Source organism: Microtetraspora sp. NBRC 16547 (assembly GCF_030268965.1).
Taxonomy (GTDB): Bacteria; Actinomycetota; Actinomycetes; order Streptosporangiales; family Streptosporangiaceae; genus Microtetraspora.
This window is the reverse complement of record NZ_BSSE01000056.1, coordinates 1-11819: the sequence shown is the minus strand read 5'-3', so window position 1 is coordinate 11819 and position 11819 is coordinate 1. Positions and strand designations below refer to the sequence as shown.

Below are 11819 nucleotides of genomic sequence, written 5' to 3'. Positions count from 1 at the left end.
CAGTAGTCGTGCGACGAAGCGGATGAGGTCTCGTGAGACGTCGAGCATGGCAGGATAGGTGATCACGTGGAGCCTTCTGGTAGACGGACGATCTTGTGGTGAGACCTCTTCTACCGAAGGCTCCACGTCTGTTTCCGGCATCCTCTGTTCGTCCGCGTGTCTGCTCGCGTGTGATCGTTTCTGCCCAGGAAAGCCCTACTGTCCGAGTCGATCACGCTGAGAAAACGTCAATGCAGGTCAGAGCTCGTACGTAACCCGATCTGAACCGTCCTGGATCACCTGGAACTGCAACCAGGAATGCAACTCGGCGGCTAGAGCGCTCTCAATGCCTCTGCTAGATCGCCTCCGTAGAAAGACCAGCAGGAGACGGACTCCGAATCATCCATCTGGCACCTCAGAAGTATCGACGGTTTCCAGCTCGTGACACTTGCAGCCGGAGGCCGGCCTTCTACCTGTGGTACAGCTGTGTCTCACCACCTTGGGACCAATGATCATTGCACGCATATTGCACGGCGACCACGCGGAGCCCTCCGCCGAGGCAGATGCTGTGCTTTTCGGTTACTGGATGGTCAGGCGGTGGCCATGCTCAGCGGATCGGGGGCAGAGGAAGATCGTGAGCGAGGCATAGCGACCGAGCTGGAGCGTGGTTGGTTCGAGCGTCTCTTGGCATTCGGGCGTGCCCCATTCGAGGTGACGTTCTTCCAGGGGGCGCCATCGGGGTTCGCTGGCACTGTCCCATTCGCTGCTGGCAAGTTTGAGGAGTGGCTCTGTTTCCGTTCCGCAGACGTTGCAGGGCAGTTCGTACATGTCAGTGACGTGCCAGGACTCCCACCCTCCGATCTTGCAGCCCGGCGCCATGGACAACAGGGATTGGTAGGAGTGCTCGGAACCGTCTTCCCATGCGTCCAGTGCCGTCTGGAGATGCTCTGGCAGCTCTTCGTGGAAGGGGTACTCGGTGACCCGTTCGGGATGAAGCACGCAGGGGCGTGGCAGGTAGTCCTCGTAGCTGAGATCGGCCACCGGGGTCTCAGGACCGCCGTCGGGCGTGGTGTGATCCCGCATCGGCGGTTCAGCGAGAACATCGGTCAAGTCGGAGGCGCGACGCCAGACCAGCAGTGGAGCAGGAGCGAGGCCCGTGTCCTCCACGTGTTCATTGGGACACCACAGCACCTGAAGCAGATCGGTTCCCTCAGGAAAGGGAATCTCCGGTATGTCGAGTGCATAGAACTGTGCGACGCCGACCATGGGGATCGGACTCTCAGGGACGCGGTCCAGCATCGTCATCCAGCCGGGCTGGCCAAAGGGTGCGGCCTGTACCTCCACCGTTCGGCCGCATGCCGGCCACGGCTCATTGGACGGCCAGAGCAGCGGGCCCCCAATGTGGCTGTCATACATGCTCGGCTTCCCAGGCCGAGGGTGAAGCCGGACAGCTGTTCTTGCGTACGAGCCCAACGCGGGTAACACCTGCGTGATGTCAACCGGAGGCTTGGAAGTGGTGCGAGCCATGAGCACGAAGACTAGGCTGCTGGCACGTACAGAGAGAAGATCGAATCTTGAGCTTCCCTAGCGGCATGCGGAGGCTGCTGCGGTGTAACACCGACACCGCGAACGAAGAACCTGCGAATTAAAAGAAGTCGATTCGATCGAGGTCCGAGGCTCTGGCCTGCGGGTGCGGTGTCCGCGAACGTCCGCCGAGGTCCGCCGTCGTTCGCCTCTTTGGCTGTACTCATGGCTGTACAGCTGTAGTCAGTCTGCAAGCTCGAAGGGGTTGATCATTAGCCCTCCGAGTCGTGATGTCACGAACTCAGCTCCGCAGGTAGGGCATCCCGACTCGGAGGAGTGTCGATGCTGCCACCCTTCAAGTACCTCGGGCGTGTCCACGGGGTAGAGCACCTCGTGCCGTGCTCCGCAGCCGAAACAACGATGAGAACGATTGTCGGCAAGCAGGACACCTCGGAGATCCTCGGCGGTCCACGCTTCGACCTCACTCGCCGCGCTGCGTGGTTCGATTCCGGACGGCCACACCGCAATGCATCCTTGTGTAAACCTCGGCCGGTTCGGCCGGTCGATCCGCAGGGCGGCTGCGCGACAAGAGGCCTCGTTGGCCAGCCAAGCCGGAATGGGATCGACATACGGTGGGAGCACGTCACCCGCCTCGTAGACCGTGATGTGCAGCCGATGATCGAAGTGGACAGTTTGCACGGCTGACGACGGTACTCGCAGATGGTGGTGTGGTTCGACCATACGTCTTACCTGTCTGTGTCGCCGATCGCCTTGCTCTCCCTCCTGATCTTTCCGCCGACCTTGGATCGAGCCCGCGCTATCAGCTTGGGAATTGCATGGATCACGGCTCGTAAGGACGCTGACCTGCGCGTGGGGCCGGTCAGGAGTAACCGTGGTTGCCCCTCGTTCCCCTGGCTAATTGCACGCTAATTGCACGACGATCAAGAATGTGGCCTTGTGGAGGACTACCAGCGAGCGCTGATCGGCCGCATGGTCGAACGCCTCGACCTGTACGCCTCGGGCCGGATACCGCTGCCCAAGCTGGTTGACGATCTTCGAGGGCTCTTTGAAGCATCGGACCCTCGTGAGCTTGAGATCAGAGACTCGTTTCAGTGGCTGTGGGCCGATCTCGATGGAGAGTGCGAGCTGAGGACTCAGCCGTGGGCGCCGGCCGGCGTGGCTGACGATGATCGCTTGGCCAGGGTGATCGGTGATCTGCGCTTGTGGGCTAGGCGAGTAGCCGCAGGCGAACTTCCCGCGCGACCGCGCACGCCTCCGCCTGCCTGATCACCCTGTGTGCCGTCGACCCGCCCGAAAGGGGAAGCGGCCTTGGTCTGCTCGGCTTGTTCCGGGTCGATGGCGGGCGGGGTGATCAGGCCCCTACCTTAGCCACCTACGGGGGCGATGGTGGGAGTAGCGCTTCGCGATCACCCCCGGAGCCGAAGAGCCCCCGCCGGAGGCATACTCACTAGATCGAACCAGGACGGCAGGCAGGAGCGAGGGCGGTCATGGGGGCATGGGGCACTGGCCCGCTGGACAACGATGCGGCGGGTGATCTGCTTGACGAGTTAGGGCAGGCCCGGCCGGAGGACCTGCCGGATCTGCTGCGGTCCAAGTTTGGCTGTGTGATCGGTGTCGAAGGCGGTCTTGATAGCTGGGAGGCCGAACAAGCCTTGGCCGGGGCAGTGCTGGTGGCCTACCGTCTTGCCGAGCAACGAGGGCACCCGCTGGAGATTGATGAAGACCTTGAACCGATACAGCTTGAGGTCCCAGAAGAGTTGAGAGATCAGGCTGAGCGGACGGTGCGTCGGGCACTGATGCCCGACGACAACGAGTGGTACCACTTGTGGACGCTCTCGGACGGGATCGACGAGGCCAAGTCTGAGCTTGAGCCCTACCTACGCATTCTTTCGGCGTAGGAGCGAGCGCGGGCGATAACGGCAGGCATGGCGTTGCCGTGCGGCGGCGTGACGCTCGCGTCGGCGAGATGCTTTGGGTCGGCGGGTGCCTCGCGGCGGGCGTAGGGCCGCGAGGCGGCGCGGAGCGCCGCCCTTGATCCCTAAAAGCTCAATTCGGCAAGCTACGCGCTACGGTCCGCGTCCTTTTCGGCTCCGGTGACGAGTTCGACGAGGTCGGCGAGGATCTTCGGGGTAGCGGCGATGGTGGCTCGGGCCTTGGTGGTGTGCGGGGTGCCGTCGATGTCGGTGACGACGGCTCCGGCTTCGCGAGCGATGAGGACGCCTGCGGCGGTGTCCCAGGGATTGTTGGACAGCATGATGCAGGCGTCGGTCTTGCCCTCGGCGACCCAGGCGAGATCGACGGCGGCTGATCCGAACATCCGGACCCGCTGCACTCGGGTGGCGAGTTGGTAGTTGAGTGGCAGGCGTACGCGGTTCTTGGCTTCCGCGCCGTTGCCTACGGCGTAGTCCCCTACGGACACGATGGCGGCATCCAGAGCGTCTGTGCTGCTGGCGCTGATCGGTTGGCCGTTGGCGGTGGCGCACGACCTCCGCCACGCCTGCGCGTCCTACCTGCTGGCCTGCGGAGCGTCGCCGCGCACGGTGATGAAGACCCTCGGGCACAGCCAGATCGCGTTGACCATGAACACCTACGCGCACGTGCTCCCGGACATCGAGCGGGCGGCCGTCGACGCCGTCGCCAAGAAACTCTTCGGGTGAGTCCACAGCATCAGGGCCGGACTCCCACGATGGGGATTCCGGCCCTCTTGGCTGTAAAAGGTGGCTGTAACACCCCTCAGAACAAGATCTGTAACTGGTGTTTTGCCTGGTGGGGCGCCAGGGATTCGAACCCTGAACCTACGGATTAAAAGTCCGCTGCTCTGCCATTGAGCTAGCACCCCTTGCTAGAAGCAGGGTACAGAGCGTACCCCGCCTCCGGCGATGTGCTTTACCGCGATCACGATAACGGGTCAGCGGAAGGCATCGAGCCCAGTGAGGGCCCTGCCCAGCGTCAGCAGGTGAACTTCCTGGGTGCCCTCGTAGGTCAGCACGCTCTCCAGGTTGTTCATGTGCCGGATCACGGGGTATTCCAGGGTGATCCCGTTGGCGCCGAGCACGGAGCGGGCCTGGCGGGCGATGTCCAGCGCCGCGCGGACGTTCGCCAGCTTGCCGAAGCTGATCTGCTGCGGCTTGAGCGTGCCCGCCTCCTTCAGCCGCGCGAGATGCAGGGCGGTGAGCCCGGCCTGCTCCAGCGCCACGGCCATCCACGCCAGCTTCTCCTGGGTGAGCTGGAAGGACCCGATCGGCTTGCCGAACTGCACGCGCGTCTTGGCGTAGTCGACGGCGGACTCCAGGCACGCGCGGCCTGCGCCGATGACGCCCCACAGGATGCCGTACCGGGCCTCGCTCAGGCATGACAGCGGGCCCTTCAGCCCGGTCACGCCCGGCAGTACGGCCGACGCCGGCAGGCGTACGTCATCGAAGTACAGCGAGGACGTCACGGAGGCGCGAAGCGACATCTTCCGGTGGATCTCCGGCGCGGAGAACCCCGGTGTGTCGGTCGGGACCACGAAGCCGCGGATGCCGCCGTCCGTCTGGGCCCACACCACGGCCACGTCGGCGACCGAGCCGTTGGTGATCCACATCTTGGCGCCGTTGAGAATCCAGTCGCCGGACGGGTCCTGCTTGGCGTTGGTGCGCATCCCGGCGGGGTCGGACCCCTGGTCGGGCTCGGTCAGGCCGAAGCACCCGATGGCCTCGCCCGCGGCCATGCGCGGCAGCCACTCCTGCTTCTGCTCCTCGGACCCGTGCTTCCAGATCGGGAACATCGCCAGGGATCCCTGCACGGAGACGAAGGAGCGCAGCCCCGAGTCGCCCGCCTCCAGCTCACGGCAGGCCACGCCGTACGAGGTGGCGTCGAGGCCGGCGCAGCCGTACCCGTCGAGGTGCATGCCGAGTACCCCGAGCGAGCCGAGCTCGGACGCGAGCTCGCGCGCGGGGAAGACACCCTCTTCGAACCACTCGGCGACGTCAGGAAGAACGCGGTCGGAGACGAAGGCCTGTACGGCGTCCCTGATCATGCGCTGTTCGGAGGTCAGCTGGTCGTCGAGGTTCAGCAGGTCGTCCATGGCTGCCAGGTTATAGGGGCCGCATCGGGGTTGGGCCAGGGGGAATCCCGATGCCCCTTTCCGTACGGAAGAGGCACGCTGGAGACATGAACGAGACACACACCAACAGTTCGGTCAGGCAGCTCCGGCGCACGAGGAACGGCAGGGTCGTGGCCGGCGTGTGCTCCGGCGTCGGCGAGTACATCGGCGTCGACGCCAACATCCTCCGGGTGGCCCTCGCCGTCGCCACGTTCTTCGGCGGCCTCGGCGTCGGCATCTACGCGGTCGCGTGGCTGCTCATCCCCGAGGAGGACAAGAACGCCTCCATCGTCCAGGACCTGGTCAACAAGAACAAGGACGGCCACGTCTGGCAGGACGCCAAGACGAGGTGGGACCGCGCCCAGCAGGCCTGGTCGGAGCCGGTCCCGTCCCAGCCGTACCAGCAGGATGGCAGCTATGGGCAGCACCCGTACGGCCAGCCTGGCCAGTCGCCGCGGCCGCAGGAGCCGCAGGGGCCCCAGGCGTGACTCAAGCGGCCCGGACCCCGGCGATGATCTCCGTGCGGGACTCGGTCCAGGCCGTGGCCAGCCATGCGGCGAGAGAGAGTCCGGCCGCGCCGGCCAGGGCGACCACCGGCTCCGGACCGAGTTCCTGGGCGACGGCACCCCCGATCAGGATGCCGACGCCCTGGGCCGCCAGCAGTCCCGACTGAACGATCCCGAACGCCTGTCCGCGCCGGTCCGCGGGAACACACTGCACGAAGGCCGCGTTCGCCGCGAGCTGGTACGCGCCGCCGATCCCCGACAGGACCCAGAGCAACAGCACACCGACGAGCGGTGGCCGCATCGCGCACACGATGAGCGGCGCGCAGGTCAGCATCGCCATCCACCCCATCGCCCGCAGCCGGGCCGACGGCGCGACGAACCGGCTGAACACGAACGCGCCGATCACGGTCCCGGTCGGCATCGCGGCCATGAGCAGGCCGGTGATGGCGGGCACCGGCAGCGTCCCGTCGTCGAGTTCCATGGCGTACGGCACGGCGATGCCCTCGGGCAGCACGTAGAACCCGCACAGCCAGGCGAACAGCACCAGGGTCCGCAGCCGGCGCTCCCCGAAGACGAGACGGCCTCCGGCCCGAGTCATGGTCCACATCGAGAGGCGAACCCCGGAGCGCGCGGGCGCGCTGCGCCGCCGTACACCGGCGACGATGACCAGAGCGGACCCGAGGAAGGTGGCCGCGTCGAGCGCGAGCGCACGGTACGGCCCGAGACCGGCGATGACGGCGCCTCCGGCGGCGAACCCCAGCATCTGGACGGCCTGGTTGGTGACGTTCTGCAGCGCGGAGCCGACGACGTACCGGTCGCCCTCCAGAATCTCGGGCAGCAACGCCGCGCGGGCGGCCGAGAACGGCGCGCTGAGCAGGACGACGCAGAAGACGAGGCCGCAGAGCGCGCCGAACGGCATCCCCGGTATGGCCATCACGGCGACGAGCCCGGCCCTGAGGACGTCGCAGGCGAGCATGATCCGTCGGCGCGGGTAGCGGTCGGCGAGCCCGGAGAGCAACGGCCCTCCGACGATCGGCGGCAGGTAGGTCAGCGCGTAGACGCCGGCGGTGGCGAGAGCGGACTGGGTCCGGTTGTAGACGAGGATGGCCAGCGCGACCTGGGCGAGCTGGTCGCCGAGCAGGGACATGCCCTGGCCGAGCCAGAGAGCGCGGAACTCGCCGACGGCGATGACCTCGCCGTAGGTCGCCTGACCTTCGACGGGACGGCGATGCCTTCCGGGTAGCCGGTCGGGCCTGGTCGCCGCCATTTCACCCCGCTGAGATACGAACCGTGTTCAGTATGTCACCTACAGTGCCCATGCTGTCCTCGTTTCGCAACCCCTACGGGATCACCAGCCGAGCTCGTGCAGCCTGTCGTCGTCGATCCCGAAGTGGTGGGCGATCTCGTGGACGACGGTGATGCGCACCTCCTCGACCACCTCCTCGGGCGTCTGGCAGATCTCCAGCGTGGGGTTGCGGTAGATCTCGATCCGGTCCGGGAGGACGCCGGAGTACCAGTCGCCGCGCTCGGTCAGCGGTATGCCGGTGTAGAGCCCGAGAAGGCCCGGCTCCGGGGGATCGTCCACGACGACCACCACCACGTTGTCCATGACCTTGGCCAGCCCGGGCGGGATCGTGTCCAGCGCCTCGGAAACGAGCTCCTCGAACCTTTCCAGGGGGACGTCGATCATGCCTCCATCGTGTCACCGGGACGTCACGGTTCGGTACCGGCCTACGGTCGGCGGCACGACACGGCGGGAACGAACAGCGACCACCCGACGGGAGCCCGAGAAACGGCCGGGCGGCCGCCCCGGCTCGTTGATCCTGGAGGGAATGCGATCGCGATCGGCCGCGGATTCGGGTAAGCAGGAAGAGCATGGAGCTATCGGCGTGGAAAGGGACCATCCGGCGGCTGGCTGGAGGCCGCGTGGCCGGAGTGTTCGCGATTGCCGCGGTCGCGGTGGCCGGAGCGTGTCTCGGGCTCGCGCTCGGCGCCTCGGTCCAGACCTCCATGGGGCCCGCGGACGTCCAGATGTCCCTCCAGCCGACCTGGCGCGGTGAGTCCGTCGTCGACGTCCGCCCGCTCGGCACGCTGCGGTTCGCCTCCCACCAGGGCCCGGTACGGCTCACGCTCGGCATCGAGGCGGTCCACCCCGACGTGGCCCAGGAGATCCTGAACAACCCCGAGTGGGCCGACCGGCTGCCCGAGACCATCGAGAGGGATCTGATCGATGGGTTGCGCCAGCTGGCGATCCGGGCGCTGCTCTTCGCCGTTGTCGGCGGTTTTCTGACGGGACTGGTCGTGTTCCGCCGGCTTTCGCGGGCGATCTGGACGAGCGTCGGCGCCCTGATCCTCGTGGCCGCGGTGGGTGGGGTGTCGGTCCTGACGTTCAACCCGCGTTCCGTCTCCGAGCCGCGCTACACCGGGCTGCTCACCGGCGTCCCGTCGCTCATCGGCAGCGCGGAGTCGATCGTGACCCGGTTCGACGAATACCGGGGCCAACTCGCCAAGCTGGTTACCAACGTCTCGCAGCTTTACGAGGCGGGGTCGACGTTGCCGATCTACAACCCGGATCCGGGCACGATCCGGGTTTTGCACGTCTCCGACCTGCACATCAACCCCGTCGGCTGGAACGTCATCCGCTCGCTCAAGGAGCAGTTTAAGATCGACCTGATCATCGACACGGGCGACATCAGCGACCACGGGACCCGGGCCGAGAACCCGTTCGTCGATGAGATCGGCAAGCTCGGCGTGCCGTACGTGTACGTCCGGGGCAACCACGACTCCGCGGTCACCCAGCGCGCGGTGGCCAAGCAGAAGAACGCGGTCGTGCTGGACGGCGACTCCAAGACGGTCAAGGGGCTGCGGATATACGGGATCGGCGACCCCAGATTCACCCCGGACAAGTCGCTGGAGGCCCACGACGACGAGGCTGACCTGGTCAACCTCGGTCGTACGCATGCCCTACGGCTGACTCCGCCGGAGCGGCCGAGCCCCGTGTCCGCCCCGTCGCCCAAGAAGATCCCCGTCGATCTCGTCGCGGTGCACGACCCCACCGTGGGCCGGGCCCTCTCGGGCTCCACGGCGTTGGTCCTGGCCGGGCACGTGCACAAGCGTTCGACCGAGCTGCTGCCCACCGGCACGCGGTTGATGATCCAGGGATCCACCGGTGGTGCCGGGCTGCGCGGCCTCGAACATGAGGAACCCACACCGCTCGAGGCGTCCGTTCTGTATTTCAGCAAGGACACCCACCGCCTCCAGGCCTGGGACGACATCACCGTGGGAGGGCTGGGGGAGCAGTGGATCCAGTGCCAGCGGCGTATCGAGCCGGAGCCTGGCCGTACAATTCTTTCGGAGCCAACGAACGTCCCGTCGCCAACGGGAACGATCAGCGGCACACCGTCGCCGGTCGCTTTGGCATCACGGGCAAACGTCCCCTATGCTTCAGAGGTCTCCGACGGAAGACGGAACGGAACGGGGCGAAAGCCCTGAGCCCCCATCGTCTAGCGGCCTAGGACACCGCCCTTTCAAGGCGGCGGCACGGGTTCGAATCCCGTTGGGGGCACTTGGCGAGCGTAAGCTCACCGGGGAAACGGAAGGTCGAAGACCTCCGAAGAACTGGTAAGCTAGGCAAGCCGAACAAGACGGAAGCGAAAAACTTCCGAAACAAGGTCCTGTAGAGCAGTTTGGAGTGCTCGCCACCCTGTCAAGGTGGAGGTCGCGGGTTCAAGTCCCGTCAGGACCGCTCACGGCGAAAGCCGTCGGGTCAGGTAGCTCAGTTGGTACGAGCGTCCGCCTGAAAAGCGGAAGGTCGGCAGTTCGACCCTGCCCCTGACCACATCATCTGAACAGCAAGAACGCCCCGAAGCATGATCGCTTCGGGGCGCTTTTCGTTGGGCCTGACGACAGCGCTGACGACAACGTGCCCATGATTCTTTGCAGCGGATCTTTGTCGGCCTCGGTCGGTAGCGTCCTGCGTACTTCGGTGCAGGTGCGTCATCGGCGGAGAGGGCGAATCGTGGGCGCTTCAGGGTGGGATTACTTCACGCCGTATCAGCAGGATGTTTCGGCTGCCCTTGCCGCGGCCCATGAACGTGCGTTCAGCGAGGGCGACTACTTCTGGCTCTACGACGGACGCTGGGGATCTCCTGAGCGGCCTCGGCCTTCCACGATTGAGGAGTTGTGGGAGGACGAGGGTGTGCGGCATTCGTTCACTCACTCGGTGTTGGACATCTTCAGGGTCCTCGGCCAGGGCGAGGAGCCTGAGGTCTGCTCAGCCAGGCCGCTCACCGCCGAGGAGATAACGAGAGTGCTCGGCTCGTCGTGGCCGACGCGTGCGGACTTCGAGCGGATATATGAGGAGGCATATGAAGAGCTGGACGGCCTGATCGAAGAGAGTGGCTACGCCTGTTACACCGTGTTGTATGACGAGCAGCGGCATCCCAGCGAGATCGTGTTCTGGGGAGTTACTGGGGACTGACCGATGGGAAAGCAGAACGCCTCGAGCACCATGTCCGAGGCGTTCCCGTCGAGGTCGTTATCAGCCGAGAGCATTGCCGAGCTTGCCCAGGGCGGCGCGTTTGTCGTCGAGGGAAGAGTGCGCGTAGATGGTCATCGTGACCTCGATGTCGGAGTGTCCGACGATCTCCCGCACCGTATGAGGCGGCACACCCAGGTCAAGCAGGAGACTCACACAGGTGTGGCGGAGGTAGTGAAGACGCACGGTCCCGAGACCGGCCGCCTTGCGAATCTCGCTCCAGCTACGACCGAGGTTGTCAGGCTCCATCGGTGTTCCGCGCCGAGAAGGGAAGACGAGGCCGTGATCCTCCCAGTCCGGCCACCTGTCGGCCCGCTCGGCGAACTGGCGCTTGCGGTGCTCCTTGAGCGCCTCGACGCATACGGGCGGAAGCGGGACGGAACGCTCCGAGTCTTCCGTCTTGGGCTTGACGAACTGAAGCCGACCTCCGACCCGCTGAAGGGTCTGGACGACTTCCAGCGTGCCCGTCTCCAGGTCGACGTCTTCCCAACGAAGCCCGATTCCGGCCGCCGCCGCGCGACAGTAGAGCGCCGATCACAAGACACCGGGCCGAGTTGGGACAGCCGCCGTGCATGACAGCGGCGGAGTGCCGCCATGATGACCGGCCGGCGACGAAGACGGCGTTGACCCCTGAACGGGCGGACCGTACGGTCGCAACGACATCCGTTCGAGCCTGTCGGTGAAGTATGACCGGCTGCGGGACGAGAGGCGAGCCAGATGCCGCAGAACTCGGTAACGCTCCTGTCCATCGGCTCTCTCCTCGTGGTCGTCGCGTCTTCGTTGAGCGATCACGTGGCCCGGCGACGTTCACGACGTGTGCCGCGCGGTGCCGCTGAACGCAGTCCGAGCCTCTATGAGCTGGCATATCTCGCCGGAGGCGTCCGACGGGTCGTAGTCACAGCACTCGCGGCCCTGGCGAGGGCGGGATTCGTGCGCTTCGATACTGACGGGCATGTCCAGGTGGTCGCAGTCGGCGGCAGAGAAGACGCGATCGAGGCCGACATCATCCACAGGCTGTCGTCGCGAGACGATCGGCGCCCGGCCTCGTGAATTCACCGACATGCGGATGATCGTCACCTAGCGTCACATACGACAAAAGGTGCCGCTCTGACCTGGCATGATCTGGATTGACTAGATCTTGATCCTGCAGGAGAACGGCACCTCGAAA

General features: G+C 65.7%; 13 protein-coding genes and 4 tRNA genes. 9 read left to right on the top strand and 8 right to left on the bottom strand.

What is annotated here, in order from left to right; all coding sequences use genetic code 11:
* Positions 1-558: 558 nt before the first annotated feature.
* Positions 559-1284, bottom strand: coding sequence for a hypothetical protein (locus QSK17_RS35300; RefSeq protein ID WP_285710962.1), 726 nt, complete (start codon positions 1282-1284; stop codon positions 559-561).
* A 462-nt stretch (positions 1285-1746) separates the two neighbouring features.
* Positions 1747-2244 (bottom strand): hypothetical protein, encoded by a 498-nt coding sequence (locus QSK17_RS36505; protein WP_502889350.1) that lies wholly within the window; start codon positions 2242-2244, stop codon positions 1747-1749.
* Between the two features lie 767 nt (positions 2245-3011).
* Between QSK17_RS36505 and QSK17_RS35295 the strand changes: the two genes are divergently transcribed.
* Positions 3012-3422: a DUF4259 domain-containing protein gene (locus QSK17_RS35295; protein WP_285710960.1), complete on the top strand. Its 411-nt coding sequence runs from the start codon at positions 3012-3014 to the stop codon at positions 3420-3422.
* A 161-nt stretch (positions 3423-3583) separates the two neighbouring features.
* Here the strand turns inward: QSK17_RS35295 and QSK17_RS35290 are convergent, their stop codons facing one another.
* Positions 3584-3982 carry an inositol monophosphatase family protein gene (locus QSK17_RS35290; protein WP_285710966.1) on the bottom strand — a complete coding sequence of 133 codons (399 nt, stop codon included), beginning with the start codon at positions 3980-3982 and terminating at the stop codon, positions 3584-3586.
* Here QSK17_RS35290 and QSK17_RS35285 point away from each other — a divergent pair.
* A complete protein-coding gene (locus tag QSK17_RS35285; RefSeq protein WP_285710958.1) occupies positions 3945-4181 on the top strand; it encodes a tyrosine-type recombinase/integrase in 237 nt (78 codons plus the stop codon). The two genes, QSK17_RS35290 and QSK17_RS35285, sit on opposite strands and share 38 nt — an antisense overlap.
* A 107-nt stretch (positions 4182-4288) precedes the next feature.
* Here QSK17_RS35285 and QSK17_RS35280 read toward each other — a convergent pair.
* Positions 4289-4363 (bottom strand) — tRNA-Lys (locus QSK17_RS35280).
* A gap of 69 nt (positions 4364-4432) precedes the next feature.
* Positions 4433-5590, bottom strand: coding sequence for an acyl-CoA dehydrogenase family protein (locus tag QSK17_RS35275; RefSeq protein WP_285710956.1), 1158 nt, complete (start codon positions 5588-5590; stop codon positions 4433-4435).
* 86 nt (positions 5591-5676) lie between these two features.
* On the opposite strand from QSK17_RS35275, the gene QSK17_RS35270 reads away from it, so the two are divergent.
* On the top strand, positions 5677-6096 hold the full coding sequence (locus QSK17_RS35270) for a PspC domain-containing protein (protein WP_285710954.1): 420 nt from the start codon (positions 5677-5679) through the stop codon (positions 6094-6096).
* A 1-nt stretch (position 6097) separates the two neighbouring features.
* On the opposite strand, the gene QSK17_RS35265 is transcribed toward QSK17_RS35270, so the two are convergent.
* Positions 6098-7381: an MFS transporter gene (locus QSK17_RS35265; protein WP_285710952.1), complete on the bottom strand. Its 1284-nt coding sequence runs from the start codon at positions 7379-7381 to the stop codon at positions 6098-6100.
* An 81-nt stretch (positions 7382-7462) separates the two neighbouring features.
* Positions 7463-7804 carry a metallopeptidase family protein gene (locus tag QSK17_RS35260; protein WP_285710950.1) on the bottom strand — a complete coding sequence of 114 codons (342 nt, stop codon included), beginning with the start codon at positions 7802-7804 and terminating at the stop codon, positions 7463-7465.
* Between the two features lie 236 nt (positions 7805-8040).
* Between QSK17_RS35260 and QSK17_RS35255 the strand changes: the two genes are divergently transcribed.
* The 5 genes from QSK17_RS35255 (at position 8041) to QSK17_RS35235 (ending at position 10594) form a co-directional block, all read left to right on the top strand.
* Positions 8041-9606 carry a metallophosphoesterase family protein gene (locus tag QSK17_RS35255; RefSeq protein WP_285710948.1) on the top strand — a complete coding sequence of 522 codons (1566 nt, stop codon included), beginning with the start codon at positions 8041-8043 and terminating at the stop codon, positions 9604-9606.
* Positions 9607-9679, top strand: a tRNA-Glu gene (locus tag QSK17_RS35250).
* A gap of 105 nt (positions 9680-9784) precedes the next feature.
* Positions 9785-9859, top strand: a tRNA-Asp gene (locus tag QSK17_RS35245).
* 19 nt (positions 9860-9878) lie between these two features.
* A tRNA-Phe gene (locus QSK17_RS35240) sits at positions 9879-9952 on the top strand.
* A gap of 180 nt (positions 9953-10132) precedes the next feature.
* The gene (locus QSK17_RS35235) at positions 10133-10594 is read left to right on the top strand and encodes a hypothetical protein (protein WP_285710947.1); all 462 of its coding nucleotides are present in this window, start codon (positions 10133-10135) and stop codon (positions 10592-10594) included.
* A gap of 60 nt (positions 10595-10654) precedes the next feature.
* Here the strand turns inward: QSK17_RS35235 and QSK17_RS35230 are convergent, their stop codons facing one another.
* The gene (locus tag QSK17_RS35230; RefSeq protein WP_285710964.1) at positions 10655-11110 is read right to left on the bottom strand and encodes a tyrosine-type recombinase/integrase; all 456 of its coding nucleotides are present in this window, start codon (positions 11108-11110) and stop codon (positions 10655-10657) included.
* Between the two features lie 258 nt (positions 11111-11368).
* Between QSK17_RS35230 and QSK17_RS36360 the strand changes: the two genes are divergently transcribed.
* Positions 11369-11701 carry a TIGR04222 domain-containing membrane protein gene (locus QSK17_RS36360; protein ID WP_352231899.1) on the top strand — a complete coding sequence of 111 codons (333 nt, stop codon included), beginning with the start codon at positions 11369-11371 and terminating at the stop codon, positions 11699-11701.
* Positions 11702-11819 lie beyond the last annotated feature (118 nt).

What these genes read in the sequence shown, in the direction of transcription:
- QSK17_RS35270 (WP_285710954.1), top strand. Translation starts at nt 5,677, where the DNA reads ATGAACGAGACACACACCAACAGTTCGGTCAGGCAGCTCCGGCGCACG.
- QSK17_RS35285 (WP_285710958.1), top strand. Translation starts at nt 3,945, where the DNA reads ATGGCGGCATCCAGAGCGTCTGTGCTGCTGGCGCTGATCGGTTGGCCG.
- QSK17_RS35275 (WP_285710956.1), bottom strand. Translation starts at nt 5,590, where the DNA reads ATGGACGACCTGCTGAACCTCGACGACCAGCTGACCTCCGAACAGCGC.
- QSK17_RS36505 (WP_502889350.1), bottom strand. Translation starts at nt 2,244, where the DNA reads ATGGTCGAACCACACCACCATCTGCGAGTACCGTCGTCAGCCGTGCAA.
- QSK17_RS35260 (WP_285710950.1), bottom strand. Translation starts at nt 7,804, where the DNA reads ATGATCGACGTCCCCCTGGAAAGGTTCGAGGAGCTCGTTTCCGAGGCG.
- QSK17_RS35265 (WP_285710952.1), bottom strand. Translation starts at nt 7,381, where the DNA reads ATGGCGGCGACCAGGCCCGACCGGCTACCCGGAAGGCATCGCCGTCCC.
- QSK17_RS35295 (WP_285710960.1), top strand. Translation starts at nt 3,012, where the DNA reads ATGGGGGCATGGGGCACTGGCCCGCTGGACAACGATGCGGCGGGTGAT.
- QSK17_RS36360 (WP_352231899.1), top strand. Translation starts at nt 11,369, where the DNA reads ATGCCGCAGAACTCGGTAACGCTCCTGTCCATCGGCTCTCTCCTCGTG.
- QSK17_RS35300 (WP_285710962.1), bottom strand. Translation starts at nt 1,284, where the DNA reads ATGACGATGCTGGACCGCGTCCCTGAGAGTCCGATCCCCATGGTCGGC.